Annotated in this window: 13 protein-coding genes; 8 read left to right on the forward strand and 5 right to left on the reverse strand. The window is 34.1% G+C overall.

The features are described 5' to 3' along the window. Positions 1 to 10 precede the first annotated feature (10 nt). Complete coding sequence (gene cas9 / locus D1J36_RS02950; protein ID WP_154137817.1) at positions 11 to 4,276, reverse strand: type II CRISPR RNA-guided endonuclease Cas9; 4,266 nt, start codon at positions 4,274 to 4,276, stop codon at positions 11 to 13. A gap of 253 nt (positions 4,277 to 4,529) precedes the next feature. On the opposite strand from cas9, the gene D1J36_RS02955 reads away from it, so the two are divergent. Then, positions 4,530 to 5,465, forward strand: a complete 936-nt coding sequence (locus D1J36_RS02955) for an NAD(P)H-dependent flavin oxidoreductase (protein WP_154137815.1) — start codon at positions 4,530 to 4,532, stop codon at positions 5,463 to 5,465. A gap of 34 nt (positions 5,466 to 5,499) precedes the next feature. Here D1J36_RS02955 and D1J36_RS02960 read toward each other — a convergent pair whose 3' ends face one another. Beyond that, positions 5,500 to 6,264 (reverse strand): enoyl-CoA hydratase/isomerase family protein, encoded by a 765-nt coding sequence (locus D1J36_RS02960; protein WP_154137813.1) that lies wholly within the window; start codon positions 6,262 to 6,264, stop codon positions 5,500 to 5,502. 93 nt (positions 6,265 to 6,357) lie between these two features. Here D1J36_RS02960 and radA point away from each other — a divergent pair, with 93 nt between their 5' ends. The 3 genes from radA to D1J36_RS02975 are packed head-to-tail and all read left to right on the forward strand — an operon-like array spanning position 6,358 to position 9,870. Beyond that, positions 6,358 to 7,707, forward strand: coding sequence for a DNA repair protein RadA (gene radA, locus D1J36_RS02965; protein ID WP_079206950.1), 1,350 nt, complete (start codon positions 6,358 to 6,360; stop codon positions 7,705 to 7,707). Between the two features lie 46 nt (positions 7,708 to 7,753). Beyond that, the gene (locus D1J36_RS02970; protein ID WP_154137812.1) at positions 7,754 to 9,406 is read left to right on the forward strand and encodes an Ig-like domain-containing protein; all 1,653 of its coding nucleotides are present in this window, start codon (positions 7,754 to 7,756) and stop codon (positions 9,404 to 9,406) included. Next, on the forward strand, positions 9,406 to 9,870 hold the full coding sequence (locus D1J36_RS02975; protein WP_154137811.1) for a heme-binding domain-containing protein: 465 nt from the start codon (positions 9,406 to 9,408) through the stop codon (positions 9,868 to 9,870). Before D1J36_RS02970 ends, D1J36_RS02975 begins: the two co-directional genes overlap by 1 nt. Before the next feature lie 4 nt (positions 9,871 to 9,874). On the opposite strand, the gene D1J36_RS02980 is transcribed toward D1J36_RS02975, so the two are convergent. Next, a complete protein-coding gene (locus D1J36_RS02980; RefSeq protein ID WP_154137810.1) occupies positions 9,875 to 10,720 on the reverse strand; it encodes a GLPGLI family protein in 846 nt (281 codons plus the stop codon). 215 nt (positions 10,721 to 10,935) lie between these two features. On the opposite strand from D1J36_RS02980, the gene D1J36_RS02985 reads away from it, so the two are divergent. Both D1J36_RS02985 and D1J36_RS02990 read left to right on the forward strand, forming a co-directional pair. Further along, positions 10,936 to 12,366 (forward strand): TlpA family protein disulfide reductase, encoded by a 1,431-nt coding sequence (locus D1J36_RS02985; RefSeq protein ID WP_154137809.1) that lies wholly within the window; start codon positions 10,936 to 10,938, stop codon positions 12,364 to 12,366. 221 nt (positions 12,367 to 12,587) lie between these two features. Next, positions 12,588 to 14,777, forward strand: a complete 2,190-nt coding sequence (locus D1J36_RS02990; protein ID WP_154137808.1) for a TonB-dependent receptor family protein — start codon at positions 12,588 to 12,590, stop codon at positions 14,775 to 14,777. A 79-nt stretch (positions 14,778 to 14,856) separates the two neighbouring features. On the opposite strand, the gene D1J36_RS02995 is transcribed toward D1J36_RS02990, so the two are convergent. Continuing rightward, complete coding sequence (locus D1J36_RS02995) at positions 14,857 to 15,720, reverse strand: glycoside hydrolase family 25 protein (RefSeq protein ID WP_353954704.1); 864 nt, start codon at positions 15,718 to 15,720, stop codon at positions 14,857 to 14,859. Between the two features lie 64 nt (positions 15,721 to 15,784). On the opposite strand from D1J36_RS02995, the gene D1J36_RS03000 reads away from it, so the two are divergent. Both D1J36_RS03000 and D1J36_RS03005 read left to right on the forward strand, forming a co-directional pair. Further along, positions 15,785 to 16,264 (forward strand): BON domain-containing protein, encoded by a 480-nt coding sequence (locus D1J36_RS03000; protein WP_154137806.1) that lies wholly within the window; start codon positions 15,785 to 15,787, stop codon positions 16,262 to 16,264. Positions 16,265 to 16,274: 10 nt separating this feature from the next. After that, positions 16,275 to 16,691: an SH3 domain-containing protein gene (locus D1J36_RS03005; RefSeq protein WP_004918173.1), complete on the forward strand. Its 417-nt coding sequence runs from the start codon at positions 16,275 to 16,277 to the stop codon at positions 16,689 to 16,691. Positions 16,692 to 16,767: 76 nt separating this feature from the next. Here the strand turns inward: D1J36_RS03005 and D1J36_RS03010 are convergent, their stop codons facing one another. Continuing rightward, entirely contained in the window at positions 16,768 to 17,325 is a 558-nt protein-coding gene (locus D1J36_RS03010) for a hypothetical protein (RefSeq protein ID WP_154137805.1), read from the reverse strand. Positions 17,326 to 17,327: the final 2 nt, after the last annotated feature.

Consider the following 17,327-nt stretch of genomic DNA (forward strand, 5'->3'; position numbering starts at 1 on the left):
TCCATTATTTTTAATATTCTCCCACTTGAACGATTTTGCCTATATGGTTAATACGAACTTTTTTGATATTCCTTAACCCTTCCAAACTTTTTAATTGAATGTAAGAAATATCTTTTAATTCTTTTTTTCTTTCAACAGTTGTTTCTATATGATGCCTGAAAATAATATCTCTAGCAAAACTATTGCCTACTGGAACCTTGGATATTGCTTGAACTCTGTATAAATGTTTACTGATTAATTCTGCATTATTGTCATCTAATAAATCAAAGTCATTTATATCAAAATCATCATTAGAAAAAACAAACATTTCATTTTGTTTTAAGGAAAACAAAAACTTCCATCCTAAATCTTTATTTAATCCTTTATCAACAACAGGTAACCCTTGACTTGTTCTCACTACTGCCTCATAAAAAGAAACTATATTGTCTTGTAACTTACCTTCTGAATCAAGATATACCGCCAAATGATGATTATTTCCTGTACTCACAAAATCCGCAGGTATAGGATTTCCTTTATCATCTAAAATTTCTTTACCTAAATGGTCTTTTTGGTGATGTAGCGCTTCGGCGTTACTTACTCCTGTAATGGTTACTCGCTTGATGCAAATTCCTTTTTCCTTGTTGAGCCATATCGGATTTTTATCCAAATCTGAAAAGGCTTCTTTGGTATTGCCTCCAAAATCACTTAGGCGTTTTTTCAAGATGGATTGTATGTTTTTATCGATTATTTTATTAATTGATTTAGTGTCAGGAACAATTTGTTTTGAGCTTGGATTAGAACCAACAATTTCTTTTCTGATCGTAAAAATTTCCTCAAAACACGACACTTCTTTCAAGAGTTCACCATTTTTAAGTAATGGTGTTTTTTTGAGTGTTTTTGTATCAAAAGCAACTGCTGGGTTGTTGTCAAATTGAGCTAAATGACAAAGCACCAATTCTTTTTCCTGTACATTGATAATAAGTTGAGCCTGTTCTAAACTAAAATTTTTATTGATTTTAGTAGGCTTATTCATCGGTCTTTTGGATTTCCCATAAACCGTTTCTTTATGCAATTGTCCTCGTGGCGTTAGTTGTTCTTTGGTATTGTGACCTGACTTTTTCTTGGTTTTATTGATGTTTTTGGTGTAAACCTTATTTTTATTTTTAATCGAAACTAAAATGGTTTCTATATGCTTTTTAGCTTCCTCTCTAAAGCTAGGCATTGGCGGAATAAATTTTCGTTTTTTATTTACCACTTCCGTAATGGTGTTTTTAAGTCCGTATAACTTACTCAATTCCAAATCCACCTCATCGCCCTTTAATGAATGTATCGTGTTTAGATTATTAAGATACTGTACATGACTATGGGTTGTAAAAGCCACCGTGAGCGCATCCATTGCATGATGCCTATGGTCGTTTCGTTTTGTCCAATCGGTAATAACTTCTACTTTTTTTGGTTTTTCTTGCCCTATATCATAACGCTCCTCTATCTCTGTCAGCCCTAAAGCTTTGTATTTAGGAAAATTCAATTCTTTCATCACATTGATTAAATCCCAATCTTCACGCAGTCTATCGGTAATACTTCCAGAGGTAACATTCACATCCTTAAATACTTGCTGTAACATCGCCTTTGCTTTTTTAGCAATGTATTGGCTATTACGCAAATCTCTTTCAATAAATCCATCGGGCAGATTTTTTTGAGTCATCAAGAGTTTATTTCTTTTACCTTTGGAAATAGTTCCTTTGGCGTTATTATAAAGCGTTTCTACCCGTTGAATATAATCATCAAGCGTCGTGTTATAATCACTTTCTATAAAATCATAAGCCGTTCGGTCTGCTTTTTTAAGATTGGTTTCCCTAAAAGCTAAAGTTTTATTAGAGAAAGAATCATCAAATAATAATGCCTTCGGAATAATGTGTTCTATATCTATTTTTGATGAAAATAAATCTTCCTTTTTAATTTGTTTACCAGTAAAAACATCTTTATAGGCTAAAGGTGCTAACTCTTCCCATAAACGATAACGAACCACATCGCTTTTAGTAGGATTGGGAATGCCGAAATCTTTAGTAATGAGTTTTTTAATATCTTCATTTCTTCGTGTGGCTTCGTTGATGCCTTTGGTCATTTCAGCTCGTTCCTCTGCACTTTTTTTCAGTTCTCTGGCTAATTCAATACGCACTTCATCAGGCTTGCCATAGGTTTCAATCACTTGATTAACTACATTAACCATTTGGTTAAGTATTTTTTCCACCACAGGATTGCGTAAACTGTTTTTAGGTAAAAGTTCTAATTTATCCAACAATTCTCTATTATCGTTTTCTTCTTTAGTCAAACTATTAGAATGATTATACCCTGCTAATGCACAGGCTTCCGAATAATCGTTTCCGTCTATAAGATACGGAATGATTTTACGCATCGCTTTGGTTGATAAATTTCCGTAATCATCTTGCAAGGACACATTCGCTATCCATTTGGCATATTCGGGAGTAAAGCCAAATTTTTCACAAAGTTTCTTTTTTAAACTGACTGCAGAGTTCCCGTAAATGATTTGGTCTTCTTCGTTGATTTTATCATCTTCCTCGGCAGAATACAACAAATGCCACAATTGATAAGAGGCTTGATTTTCAAATTCTTTTCCGTCTAACTCTGCATTAAAATCTAAAATATTAGCCTGAATACCTATTTGTGAAAACACGGCTTTTAATTCTTCCTTAATCTCTTGAGCGGATTTTTTAGACCAATCAAATCCATAGCCCTCATTCTCTGCAATTTGCTGATAGATATTGAATAAAGCGACATTGGTTCGGTTGCCTTCCAAACCTTCTAGAAAATTCGTTTTGCATTCTTTATCTTTTAAACCTAAAATCTGTAATACTTCTTTTTGTGAGAGATTTCCTCTTAGATTTAATTCCTCAAATAATAATTTTCGCTCATCATCACTTAAAGTCTCCTCTGTTTCCTTTTTATTTTTTGAATCCCTATCACTAATTTTTACTATCTCTAAATTATTGATATTCTGCCATATTTTAAACTCTTGAAACAAGGGTGATGATTTAGGAGCGACACGCCGACCTACCGTTTGCCTTTTGGGTAGTTGGGTGGATTTATTGAGAATAACATTGCCATTTTCGTCTTTTCGTTCTATTTCCCAACTTTCAAATTGGCAGAAACTCAGTAAACCTTTTTGAGATTTTAATTTTCGTTGATAAAAAATGACCACATCACGAATTTGCTCCTTCAAGGCAAGTGTTAATTGTGGGTGAAATTGAGCTTGTGTTTCCCAAATTTGCTCAAATTCATCTAAATAATCTTGACGATAGAAAACTTGGTTCTTTAGTGAAGTATGCGGATTTTTCTGTATTTGTTTCCAAAGGTTTTCGCCTACGGTTTCTTTATTAAAATACAATTCCTTGCTTCTATCTGAAATCGCTCCTAAATACCCGCTGGATTTATTTAAGTCGCTATTGATTTCCTGTAAAACAATCGCTAACAACTCCAAATCTAATTTTCGAGCTAAACCTTCTGCACGCAGTTGGTATTTTTTTAGTTTCAAATCAGCACCTTTTTCAGAGAGCTTAATTCCTTCAATAGCAAAGGGTTCTTTACAAATAGCCCAGGTTTGACTTTTATTTTTTCCTTTCAACTCTTTATACAGTTCATTTAAAAGAACATGAGAGTAAAACTGCCTTTGATATTCCCAAATGCTGTCAAATTCCGCTTGCAAATCCGAGCGATAGAAATCAGGCACATATTTTTTACCTTTTGATAGCAATTCATAGGCGTACTGCCCTGGTGTTAAGCTTTCATCATACAACTTTTTGGCTACAGCCATACCATCAACTGCTTGTCCTTCTTCTTCATTATTTACTTTTCTACTGCTTTTGTAGCCTCGCTTTTTATTAATTGCTAAAAACACACGGGCTAAATCTTCTAATTCTATTCGTTCTCTCGCTGCCTTGGCTCTTAACTCTAATGTTTGGTAAGTCGTGTTTTTACCAATTTCGGTTAGAGATGTATCTTTATCAATCAACTGATTTTTAATCAACAAGTCTATTAAATCTTTTCTTCTGAGTTTATAGCGCTGTAGATTTCTTCTTGCACTTCTTTTAGCTGTTCTATCGGCATTGGTAGATAAGGGTTTCCCTGCTTCAAAATTTGTTTTTTCATCTACTGTTAGAGGATTTACACGAACGCCTAACTTAATAATTTCAGATTTCTCATCCTTTTCTTTTGCTTCTCTAACCAACGCCCAACCGATAGAGTTAGTGCCTAAGTCTAATCCAAGTATGGTTTTCATTTTTAATATATTGATTTTTAAACAATAATAATCTTTATTTTCGTGTATAAAGTTAATAAATATTTTGTCATTATAATATTTATATCTAAATTTGTCGCTGAAAGCAATTCACAATAAGGATTATTCCGTTGTGAGAACATTTATTACGGGGTCTGATAACAGTACCTCGTTTTTTGTTATATGCCCTCCTATAAAAAATCAATTTAATAGATAACCTCAATTTTTGTAACTTTATCGACTAAACATAAAAAATATGAAAAATAGAATTTCAAATCTTTTCAATATACAATATCCTATCATACAAGGTGGTATGGTATGGCATAGCGGTTGGCGGTTAGCTTCTGCTGTTTCTAATGCTGGTGGTCTCGGACTGATTGGTGCCGGAAGTATGTACCCTGATGTTTTAAGAGAACACCTCCAAAAATGCAAAAAAGCCACCAACAAGCCTTTTGGTGTTAATATTCCTATGCTTTATCCTAACTTAGATGAAATCATCAACATCATTATGGAAGAGCAGATTAAAATCGTATTTACCTCAGCAGGAAACCCGAAAACTTACACCGAAACTTTACAAAAAGAAGGTATAAAAGTAGCTCACGTGGTTTCTTCTCTAAAATTTGCAATAAAATGTGAAGAAGCTGGTGTAGATGCTGTTGTTGCTGAAGGATTTGAAGCTGGAGGACATAACGGCAGAGACGAGACTACCACTTTCTGCCTTATCCCTAATGTGAGAAAACATATCAGTACTCCCCTTATTGCTGCAGGAGGCATCGCCACAGGACAACAGATAAAAGCTGCCATGATACTTGGAGCAGACGGTGTACAAATCGGTTCTAGATTTGCAGCCACAACAGAGGCGAGTTCTCATGAGGCATTTAAACAAAAAATAGTGGAGGCTAAAGAGGGAGACACTCAACTTACTTTGAAAGAACTTGCTCCCGTTAGGCTATTAAAAAACAAATTCTTCTACGACCTAGAAAAACTTTATGAAAATGGAAGGGATACAGAAGCTCTGAAACAAGCCTTAGGAAGAGCAAGAGCTAAGAAAGGTATGTTCGAAGGCGATTTAGACGAAGGCGAACTAGAAATAGGACAAGTTTCTGCTCTCATAGATGACATTATCTCGGTAGATGAAGTATTTAAAAGACTCATAAAAGAGTTCAACGAATGTACAGAACCTTTTTTATAGTAAATTTAAAGCTACCCTAGACAGGTAGCTTTTTTTATTTTTTAGCTAATCGTGCTTTAATATTTTGTATATTTTCTTTTGCAGTAGCCTCTAATACTAGACTTGCACTCATTAGAATTCGGTCAGGCATAATGCTGTCAAAATGCTCTGTACCTTCCCAAGATACTTTTTTAATGAGAGCCAATGCATCTGCGCTCCGTTCTGACAACTGCTTTAAAAACGCATCTAGTTTTTCGTCCATAGAAGTTATATTTTCCGAAATGTGATGGTAGATATGATTTCTTTCTGCCCATTCGGCACTTCTAAACTCTGTATCTAGAGACATTGCAGAAAACTGTGATTTCCCTATCTTTCGCTCCACAAACGGACCAATAACGAATGGACCAATACCTAAATTGATTTCTGTAAGTGCTAAGGCAGCTTCTTTTGTTGCGAAGCAATAGTCTGCCGCACAAGCGATGCCTACGCCACCGCCTGTAACCTTACCCTGAACTCTTACAACTACTATTTTGCCACAATTTTTCATTGCATTTAGTACCTTAGCAAATCCTCCAAAAAATCTTTTAGAAGCTTCTAAATTATCAATCTCTAGTAATTCATCAAAGCTCGCACCTGCACAAAACGCTTTTTCTCCGTGAGATTTAAGTAATATTGCCTTTACTTCTTCTTTCGCTCCTTCGGATAAAATAGTTTCAGCAAGTTGTTCTAAAATATGCCTTGGCAAAGAGTTGCTTTTAGGCGTCCCAAAAGTAATATGTGCAATATGATTTTTTATTTCTGAATTTACAAAAGCTTCCATTCTTTATTGACTTTAGATTTATATTCTACGCTCTGCTAATTTAAGAAAATTTATTTTGTAAATTGCGGTTTTATTTTTAATAGACATTCAGAAGTGGCTAAATTAAAAACAGTATATTATTGTCAGAATTGTGGTTCACAACATTCCAAATGGCACGGACAATGCCAAAATTGTGGACAATGGAACACTTTAGTGGAAGAGATTGCAGAAAAAACAACCTCTAAAAATTATGCAGGAGATTTTGGAAGACAACACCTCATCAATATCATAGAAGTAGAAACACAAGCTGAGCAACGCATTAAAACTCCAAGCGAAGAACTTAACAGAGTTTTGGGTGGTGGTATTGTTTTAGGTTCGGTAACTCTTATCGGAGGCGAACCAGGTATAGGGAAATCTACACTACTATTGCAATTAGCCCTTAAAATGAAGAAAAAAATCCTCTATGTTTCTGGGGAAGAAAGTGCCTCTCAAATCAAAATGAGAGCAGATAGACTAACGGAACTCCAAAATCCGAATTGTTTTTTATACACTGAAACTTCAATAGAGAAAATCTTACACGAAGCCAAAAAACTTCAGCCCGATTTTATGATTGTGGACTCTATACAAACCTTACATTCGCAGGTGATGGAGAGTTCCCCAGGCACAGTATCTCAAATTAGAGAATGTGCTTCAGAAGTTATAAAGTTTGCAAAAGCGACCAACACGCCTGTTTTCTTAGTGGGACATATTACTAAAGATGGACAAATAGCTGGACCAAAAGTATTGGAACATATGGTAGATGTAGTTCTTAATTTTGATGGTGATAGAAACCATTTGTTTAGACTTTTAAGAGCAAATAAAAATCGTTTTGGTTCTACTGCGGAGATTGGTATTTATGAGATGATTTCGGCGGGATTGAAAGAAATTAAAAATCCTTCGGAAGTGCTTATTACCAAAAAATCCGAAGAGTTTTCAGGTAATGCGGTGGCAGTAACGCTAGAAGGTAACCGCCCTATGTTGCTAGAAATACAAGCCCTCGTAAGTACAGCCGTGTATGGTACACCACAGAGAAGTTCTACGGGTTTTGATGCTAAAAGGCTCAATATGCTTTTGGCAGTTTTGGAGAAACGCTCTGGCTTTCAACTTGGGGCTAAAGATGTATTTTTAAATATTACTGGAGGTATTAAAACGGACGACCCCGCTCTAGATTTAGCTGTAGTTGCCGCTATCTTATCTTCCAACGAGGATATTGCAGTGTCGGAGCATTATTGTTTTGCAGGGGAAATTGGTCTTAGTGGAGAAATTCGTCCTGTGCCACAAATAGAAAAACGCATCTCCGAAGCCGAAAAACTAGGCTATCATAAAATATTTGTTTCTAAACAAAATAAGATACCAAAGAAAAAACACAATATAAAAATTGTGGAAGTTTCTAAAATAGAAGACTTTCACGAAGAGATATTTTAAGCATTCATCTTGTTTAAAAACCTTACTTTTGCCTAAATAAAAGAAAATGAAAAAAGTTTTTTTTCTGCTTATCCTTAGTCTTATAATGTACTCTTGTGCCAGAGTAGGTGCTCCTGTAGGTGGCAATAAGGATACTTTAGCCCCTCGTTTTTTAGGAGCTAATATAGACAGTTCTAGAACCAAAGTGCCTGTACTTATAAGAGAATTAAGACTAGATTTTGACGAATATGTCAATTTAAAAGATGTTCAGAAGCAGCTCATTATTTCGCCACCTATTAAAAACATAAAGAAGATTATCCCTTCTAATCTTGCTAATAAATATGTGTTGATACAGTGGGGAGATACTCTACAAGCCAATACCACTTACAGCTTTAATTTTGGTAATGCCATTGTAGATAACAACGAAGGTAATATTCTACCATATTTTAATTTTGCTTTTTCTACTGGGGAAAAATTAGATAGTCTCTACCTTGCAGGAACGGCACAAAACGCTCTATCTACGCCTAACAGTGAGGCTCAATCTAAATCTAATATAGTAGTGGGGCTTTATAAGGCTTCGGATAGCATCAATTTTAGAGAAAAACCTTACTACATTACTAAAGCTGATAAAGACGGCTATTTTGAGTTGGAGTATTTAGCTCAAGGCAAATATAAAGTCATCGCTTTTGATGATGAAAATATGAACTCGGTATATGATAAAAGCAAAGAAAATTTAAGCTTTATTAAAGATGAACTTAATGTTACTAAAGGTATTTCTGGGCTTAAACTCACGCTTTATCCACCTAAAAAAGAAGTAAAATATAAAGAAATAAAAGCCATAGACGGAGGTCTCCTTCTCCTTTTTGAAGGCAAACCCGAAAAAGTAGATGTAAAGGAAATTACAGGTCTAGTACAAGATTATAAAGTTTCTCATCAGAAGTTTTCAGATTCCGTAAGGGTTTGGTTTGATGCCCAAAAGGAAAATTTAAGCTCCACCCAAGGGACTAACCTCAAATTCAGTTACGATACAAAAGTTAAAAAAGATGCCGTCCAGATATTCTATCGTACCAATCCTAAGGAAGAATTTACTCTTAAAAATAATGAGGGGCATTTACTTCCGCCCAATCACCCATTTAAGATTACAGCTAATATGGAGTTAAAAGAACTCAACACCCAACAATGGGAACTAAAGGTAGATTCTACTCATCAACAACCTTTTAAAGCAAAAATAGCCGAAACTTCGCCCAATACCATCATTATTGAAAGTGATTTTCAGAAAGAAAAAAAATACCGCCTATTTATTCCAAAAGAAAGTGTAAGTTCTTTCTATAAATCTAATGCTAAACCTTATGTTTTTGAGTTCGAGGCAGACACGCCCCAAAACTATGGCTCTGTAACAATAAGGCTTAAAAATAAACCTTCTGTTCCCTTTTGGATAGAGCTTCTAGACCAACAAAACAAAGTATTATCTAGTAGAAAAACTACCGAAGCAGAACATAAATTCACAGAACTGAAACCTAGCACTTATTATATAAGAATCTTAGTGGATAATAACAGTAACGGTATTTGGGATACCGCCGACTTAGCGACTAATACTCCTGCCGAAGATTACTTTGTTTTCCCTAAGAAAATAGAAGCTAGACAGCTATGGGATTTGGTAGAAGATTGGGAATTGCCCACACAAGAAACTGCAACAGAAAACAATAATAAAGAAAACTAATGAAAAAAATATTTAAAATAGCATTGTGGATTATATTAGGTCTGTTACTGATACAACTTATCCCAATAGACCGCACTAACCCTCCAGTAAACGAAAAGGATAATTTTGTAAGGGTGGAAAATACGCCTAAAGAGATAGAAGTGCTTTTAAAAAAGGCTTGTTACGACTGCCATTCCAACGAAACTAAATACCCTAGTTACGCCTACATTGCACCTATATCTTGGAGCATAAAACACCATATTAACGAAGGAAGAAAGCATCTCAACTTCTCCGTGTGGAATACTTATAATGAGTATCTAAAAAAAGGAGCTTTGGAAGGAAGTATAGAAACTATAAAACGCCACGAAATGCCACTAAAAGGCTATGTAGCACAACACCCAGAAGCACAACTCACCCAAAAACAAAGACAGCTTTTGCAAGATTATTTCCAAAAACTACTAGATGAGGAGGTTTATAAAAAATAATGTATCAGTCTTCTAACTCAATAGGATTGTATCCCTTCTTTTCCGACTCATCTCTTTTTTGTTTTTCTCTCAATGCGGTGGTTTGTTCAGGCGAGAGAACTACACCATCATTTTTCATTGATTGTAATAAGTTCTTCCTAAAATTATCTTTCGTATCCTCTAATTCCTGCTTTGTAACAGATATAGAATTATCATAGCGTTTTTTGTTTATACCTACTATCTTTCCTTTTAAATCTCGACTGGGTAATGATTTTACTAACTCAAAATCGTACTCTTCTTTTTTGTCAGTCATTTTTATAATTAGACCTGGTAGCCCTCCAAACTTATAAGGTCCATAAGGGAAAGGAATTTCAGTAGAGTACCAAGCAATCCAATCTCTACCCTTAAATCTTAACTCTGCTTTTTTACAACTAAAAGAGCTAACTATCTTCGTTTCATTAACTAATTTCCAACTATTGATTTTAGGTTCTTGATAAGAAAGAACAGAAGTTCCTACAGTTCCATAAAAAATAGTTTTATCATTTTCTTGTACGACTAGAAATTTAGAATTTGTTTTTGGAAATGACTTACCACTAAAATTAATAGAATTTGAGCCGCTTCTCATAGCTGTATTCAGCTCACTAGTAAAAATAGAATCGTACTTTAGTAAATTTTCACTAATAAAAAATGAGCGATTATCACTAACCTGAAGAGAAAATAGCTCTTGATAAAGATTTTCAGGATAAAGATTATTAGGTTTAGACTTCAATAGATAAGTAAAACTTCCGCGTAACGAATCGTTTTTATATACTTGTGCATCAATGCATACAAATAACAGCAGTGTTATAGTGAAAATGTATTTTTTAAACATAAAATTAAATCCTTAATTGCTACAAAAATATATTTTATGAAAATAATCAAATACAATAATAGTTAATTTACTTTTGGTGAGTCTTTTTTATTGAAATTCCAAATCACTAATCAGGATAGTGTTCTGTTAAAATAAATGTTAATTTCCTTTACTTATTTTTTAACCGAGTTTTATTAACTACCTTTGTGATTGTAAAAAAATAATCATTTATATCTATGAAAAAATATCTTTTGTTAGTACTTTTTACCATTCTAATGGTATCTTGTTCTAAAAATGAAGTTCAAATTTCAGGAACGCTTAAAAATGCTTCTCCTTTGGACAGGATAGAACTCATCAATGTATCTAGTGCCAGCTCGTTGCCTATTATGAATATAGGAGTAGATGCTAAAGGCAATTTTTCCGCAACGCCAAAAATAGAGGAAGACGGCATCTATCTAATAACCTACGCAAGACAGATGAATTTTATTTATCTTAAAAAAGGAGATAATATCAAAATTACGGCTGACGCTACAGAATTTCCTAGAAAAATGAAAATCTTAGGAGATGGCGAAAAAAACAATGAATTCCTTACTCAAATGCAATCTTATATAGAGGACTACATGAGCAAAATAGATATGCAACTTATGTCTAAGTCTGAAAAAGAGTTCATTGCAGCAGTTAAAAAAATACAAACAGATGTAGATAAAAAAATAGAAGAGGTTAAGTCTAAAACAAAACCAGACTCCGAAGTGGTAGAATGGAAATCAAGCGAGATGAAAGTAACCCTTCTAATGATTACCGAACAATATGCGGCTATGCATGGTGCGGCTACTGGAAACCCTAATTTCAAGCCTTCGGCTGAATTTACAAAATATCAAGATAGTCTAAAAGGAGATGAGAAGAAATGGATAAAAACCTTGCCTACTTATAGAAGCTACCTGCTCATTAAGAATCAAGAAGGTTTTACCAACTTTATGAATACGCTTCAAAACAAAGAAATCTCTACTACAGAAGCCTTTGTTAAATATCTAGAAGGTAAAAAAGATATTGACCAGTACACGAAAGACCACCTAATTGCTTTCGTTGCAACACAATACGATTTACAACCTCAACACCCAAGAATTAAGCAAGTAATGGAAGTGGTTAATAAATCTATTAAAGACAGCCAGATAAAGAAAGAGTTAGAAAAAGTTAAACTCGCTATACAAGGTATTGAAGTTGGGCAGAAAGCTCCTAGCGTTGATTTAGTTAATAATAAAGGAGAAAAAGTTAGTTTATCTAAATATGAGGGTAAACCAAGCGTTTTAGTATTTTATGCTTCTTGGAATCCTTATGTATCCGAAAGTCTTACTCCTTCTGTAAAGCAACTTGCAACTCAATATGGAGGTAAGGTTAATTTGGTAATGATAAATCTAGATGATACTGAAGACCAGTTCAAAAAAACCGAAGTGGCTATGTTTAAAGGATTAAAAGTGGAAAGCCTGTATGCTAAAAACGGTATGAATTCTGAAGCTGCTGATAAATTTGGTATTTATGGATTTAAATTACCGAGTGCTATGGTAATAGATAAAGATGGTAAAGTGGCTAGTCCTGCAGCTATAGGTAATATAGATATGCAGATAGTAGATGCTTTAAACAAACTATCTCAACCTACTGCAAAGAAGTAAAATAATTTTATTTAAAAATAACAAAATCGGGCTATCTCTGTGAGATAGCCCGATTTTGTTATATAAAGATATGACAAAAATCATTGGTCAAAAATTCATTGATTTTCAACAAATTAAATATAACAAACTTTATTTATTTAGAATTATCCTAAATAAATTTTGTGTAATTACTCAGATATTATACCTTTGTCAAAACTTTTAACAATTCTAAATAAAGTGTAATGAAAAAACAACTTTTACCTCTTATAATGTTAGTTTCAGTAGCTTCATTCGCTCAGGAAACTGATTCTATAAAATCTAGAAATATAGATGAGGTTGTTATTCAATCTCAAACTATTTTTACCAATAAAGATAAGAACGAAAAAGCGAGTTCTTTTATCTATATTGGTACTAAAGAATTACAGAAATATAACTACTCTGATGCTAACCGTGTACTTATGGGTAAAACAGGGATACATGTAGTAGAAGAGGAAGGTTTTGGGTTGCGTCCTAACATTATTATTAGAGGAGCTTCTTCGCTTAGGAGTTCATCTATCAATTTAATGGAAGACGGTGTTTTAGCTGCACCTGCTCCTTATGTAGCTCCTGCGGCTTACTACTTCCCTACCATGGGAAGAATGGCTGGTGTAGAAATTCTTAAAAGTAGTGGACAAATCATGTATGGTCCCAATACCATCGGAGGGAGTATGAACATGCTTTCTACTCAAGTACCTAATAAATTTTCAGAGTTTTTAAATGCTTCTTACGGTAATTTTAACACCTATAAAGTGCATACTCATGTAGGAGATAAAATTGGCAAATTCGGATACTTGGTAGAGTATTTTACCAATAATTCAGATGGTTTTAAAGAACTTCCAAATGGTAAAAACACGGGGTTCACACTTAATGATGGTATGATAAAGTTGTTGTATGACAATTCTAATGCGGCTATCCCTAATAAACTTCAGTTTAAGCTTCAGGCTTCTAAACAAAACTCTAACGAAACCTATATGGGAATTTCTAAAGAGGACTTCAATAAAAATGCTTACCAGCGTTACTTATCATCAGAGTTAGATAATATAGAAATCAATCAGCGACAATATTTGCTATCTTATCAAATAGAACCTAGCAAAAAACTTCACTTAAATTTTGATGCTTATAGAAATGAAGTTACAAGAAATTGGTACAAAGTGAATGATGTTAAAGCTGGAGGTAACAAAGTAGGGCTTTCTAATGCTTTAGAAATGGCTGATAACTCTAACGAAATGTTAGCTTTAAAAGGAGCTTATAATGCAGATAATACCATCTATATAAGACATAACGATAGAGACTATATTTCACAAGGGCTTCAGTTCAATGGGCATTATCATTTAGGTAAAACGGGAATGGTTCGCTTTGGAGCGAGATACCACTATGATAGCCAAGACCGTTTTCAAGCAGATGATGAATATCTTTCCACATCACAAGGTTTAGCACTAAAAAAACGAGGAAGTGCAGGCTCTCAAGACAATAGAATAGAAGATGCTAATGCTACAGCCTCTTATGTTCAATATCAGCAAGAGTTTGGAGCTCTTGTTGCCACTGCGGGAGTAAGATATGAAAACATCACTCTAAGACAAATAAACTATGGGCGTTCTGATGCAGATAGAACGGGTAAAGATTTAAAAACTACGACTAACAAAGTAGAGTCTTGGATACCAGGGCTATCCTTACTTTATAAAATAAGTGATGGTTTAAAAGTATTTAGTAGTGTTCACAAAGGATTTTCGCCTCCAGGAATTCAACAAGGACAAAAGGAAGAAAGAAGCTGGAACTACGAACTAGGAACAAGGTTTAATAACAACTTTGTAGACGCTGAATTGATAGGCTACATCAACGATTATTCTAACCTACTAGGTGCAGATACCAATGTTATGGGCGGCAACACAGGGCAAGGCGATTTATACAATGCAGGTGAAGTATTGATAAGAGGTGTAGAAGCACAGTTAAGATATACTATCAGCGGAAAAGATAGTGAAATTAACTTCCCAGTTTCTGTCAATTATACTTACATAGATTCTTCCTTTAAGAAAGATTTCCAATCTCAAGTATTTGGAACAATTAAAGAAGGTGATGCTCTACCATTTATTCCTAAAGAACAACTAAGTATAGAAGCGGGAGCTAACATCAAAAACTTTAGACTTTCTGCTATCTGGAGATACAGAGGTGATTTTAGCAATAAGGTTTGGCAAGGGGCTATACCAGAAGCTAACCTAGTTCCATCTATGAACATACTAGATGCCTCTATTTCTTACAAGGTAAACAGAAATGCAACTGTTTATGCTAACGCTCAAAATTTACTTAACCAAACTTATTTATCTTCTCTTAACCCTTCAGGATATAGACCAGGTATGCCAAGGTTTGTAAATGTGGGTGTAAGAATCAGTCTATAATAAAACGAGCCAATCTAATATAGTTTTTCATTAAAAAGGAAGATAACTACATTGAGTTACCTTCCTTTTTTGATTGAAGCTAATCTAATTTCATTTTATCAAACTCCCAAGAATTTCCATTGAAAACATTGAGATCTACTTTTACATTGATACCTTTTACAATACCTTTTTCTGTAAACTGCCAAAACAACCAATTATCCTCTTCCGAAGGTACTAAGACATGATTGTAATTAGCTAGCCATAAGGGATAACCTTCAAAATCACCCCGTAAATAATCTTTATAAAAATGATAATAGGTGTAGATAATAGGTTTAGCTCCGTAGGCTTCTTCTACTATTTTAAGCCAAGTCTTTACGTCTTCTTTATACTGTTTTACAGATTTTCTTCTAGGTATTTTTTCTATATCTAGTACAGGGCGAAGATCTCCTTTTTCTAGCTTCACTTGGGCTAAAAAATGATTAGCTTGTAAAACAGGATCTTCATCTGGACGATAAAAATGATAAGCTCCTCTTGTATAGTTGTATTTTTTTGCTTGAGTCCAAAAATATTCAAAATGTTTGTCTTTAGAACTATTGCCCATCGTAGCTCTTAATACGATAAAATCAATATTTATAGCATCATTTGCAATACTTAGGCTATCCCACTCTATATCTTCTTTTCTTTGATAATGAGATATATCTATACCAAATACCTTATCCTGATACTCAGCAATGATGGTATTTATTCGTTTAGTCTCTGTAATGGAATTCTCTAGTTTTTTATGCTGATGTTTTTTAAAATACATAGCATAATAGAAAAAGACTTTATTTTTAACATAAATACCTGTACCAATAAGGGCTACAGACATTACAATTAGTAATATCCATCTATAATTTTTTTTTCTGTTTCTCTTACTTATGTTATTTTTTTTTCTAACTTTGGAGTTATATCTTCGTTTTGGCATAACACTTGCAAAACTAAGTATAAATTTGTTATAATTTGCAAACTTAAAAAATCATTAAAAATTTATGAAAAAAATTTTTCAAACAGTAGCATTAGCTATTTTAGTATCTTTTACGGCAGTTTCGTGTAAGAAAAAACCTAACGACGCAGAACTTTCTACCAAAGCTACAGAAGTAGTTAAAGCAAACCCTCAAGCTTCAGTTGAGGTAAAAGATGGGCAAGCTCATTTAAGTGGTGTATTTGCTAGTCAAGCAGAAAAAGACCAAATGATAGCGTCTTTAAAAGCAATACCTGGTATTAAAGATGTTCACGACATGACTACCATAGCAACGCCAGAGCCTGCAGTAGCAGTAAATCAAGTAGATGCAGTAGTTTTACAAAAAGTAAAAGATGCTACTAAAGATTTCCCTAGCGTGAAAGTAGAAGATGTAAATGGAGAACTTACACTAACAGGAAATGTATCTTCTTCAGATGCTAGAAAGATAAAAGAGTCTGTAGATGCTCTTAAAATAGGAAAATACAATAACCAACTTATCGTAAAATAATTAAAATACCATGTCATTAACTGATAAATATTCAAGTGTAGTAGCTGCTGCACAAAACGCAGGAGTACAAGACTTATCTGTAAAAGAGCAAGACGGAATTCTATACATTAGTGGTAGTACACAATCTACAGCAACTAAAGATTTAGTATGGAATGCCCTTGGTGCTATTGACCCAAGTTTCACAGCATCAGACATCAATATTGATGTTCAAGTAAAAGGTTTAGAAGTAGGGGCTAGCCTTACTGTAATCACAGAAAGCTCTAACCTTAACCTTCGCAAAGAACCTTCTACAGAAGCTGAAGTTGTAGGTAAAGCAGCAAAAGGAGAAGCCGTAACTTTAGTAGAGATGACTTCCAACGATTGGTGGAAAGTAAAAACTAAAGATGGTGAAGAAGGTTATGCTTACACAAGATACCTTAAAGCATAAATTTCCTATTTATATAAAAAAAGAAAGCAGTCCAAATTTTTGGACTGCTTTTTTTATTTACCATCATCATGATTGACTATTTCCAAGTCCAAAAACTCCATTCTGTACCATTATATACACAAAGTTGCTCTTTACCTGGTGTATCATCAAAAGCCATCATACCAGGAGCCGGATTTGTGATACTCTTCTGTACATCTCTAAACTTTGGTAACACCAATGCTTTAGTAGTACTTTCTAAAACCAACACTCCTTTAGCTGTACTAGAAGCCGCTCCCATAACAACCTGAGCTCCTGAATTCTCTACCCTACCCGTATTGGTATTAACAGGTATTGTGTTGGTATTATCTGCTAAATAACTCAAGTTTTGCCAGCTATTGTTAACCTTAACTTTTACAGCTTTGTCACTCCTATCTAAAACAAAAGTTCCATTTGGCGAAAACGTATTATCTGTTAAATTAGCTTCCGATACAGCATTAACCCACGGTAATATAATTCCTTTCTTTTCTGAATTATTAAACTCTAACAATACTGATGCTGCAGTAGAGCCTGTATTTAAATTTCCTGTGCCTATATTAACCTGTGCTTTCAAGCAAAAGCTTGAAACAACGGCTATTGTATATATTATCTTTTTCATAT

The organism is Riemerella anatipestifer (assembly GCF_009670965.2).
In the GTDB taxonomy this organism is placed as follows: domain Bacteria; phylum Bacteroidota; class Bacteroidia; order Flavobacteriales; family Weeksellaceae; genus Riemerella; species Riemerella anatipestifer_B.

What these genes read in the sequence shown, in the direction of transcription:
- D1J36_RS03005 (WP_004918173.1), top strand. Translation starts at nt 16,275, where the DNA reads ATGTCATTAACTGATAAATATTCAAGTGTAGTAGCTGCTGCACAAAAC.
- D1J36_RS02960 (WP_154137813.1), bottom strand. Translation starts at nt 6,264, where the DNA reads ATGGAAGCTTTTGTAAATTCAGAAATAAAAAATCATATTGCACATATT.
- D1J36_RS03010 (WP_154137805.1), bottom strand. Translation starts at nt 17,325, where the DNA reads ATGAAAAAGATAATATATACAATAGCCGTTGTTTCAAGCTTTTGCTTG.
- D1J36_RS02995 (WP_353954704.1), bottom strand. Translation starts at nt 15,720, where the DNA reads ATGCCAAAACGAAGATATAACTCCAAAGTTAGAAAAAAAAATAACATA.
- D1J36_RS02985 (WP_154137809.1), top strand. Translation starts at nt 10,936, where the DNA reads ATGAAAAAATATCTTTTGTTAGTACTTTTTACCATTCTAATGGTATCT.
- cas9 (WP_154137817.1), bottom strand. Translation starts at nt 4,276, where the DNA reads ATGAAAACCATACTTGGATTAGACTTAGGCACTAACTCTATCGGTTGG.
- D1J36_RS02990 (WP_154137808.1), top strand. Translation starts at nt 12,588, where the DNA reads ATGAAAAAACAACTTTTACCTCTTATAATGTTAGTTTCAGTAGCTTCA.
- D1J36_RS03000 (WP_154137806.1), top strand. Translation starts at nt 15,785, where the DNA reads ATGAAAAAAATTTTTCAAACAGTAGCATTAGCTATTTTAGTATCTTTT.
- D1J36_RS02955 (WP_154137815.1), top strand. Translation starts at nt 4,530, where the DNA reads ATGAAAAATAGAATTTCAAATCTTTTCAATATACAATATCCTATCATA.
- D1J36_RS02975 (WP_154137811.1), top strand. Translation starts at nt 9,406, where the DNA reads ATGAAAAAAATATTTAAAATAGCATTGTGGATTATATTAGGTCTGTTA.
- D1J36_RS02980 (WP_154137810.1), bottom strand. Translation starts at nt 10,720, where the DNA reads ATGTTTAAAAAATACATTTTCACTATAACACTGCTGTTATTTGTATGC.
- D1J36_RS02970 (WP_154137812.1), top strand. Translation starts at nt 7,754, where the DNA reads ATGAAAAAAGTTTTTTTTCTGCTTATCCTTAGTCTTATAATGTACTCT.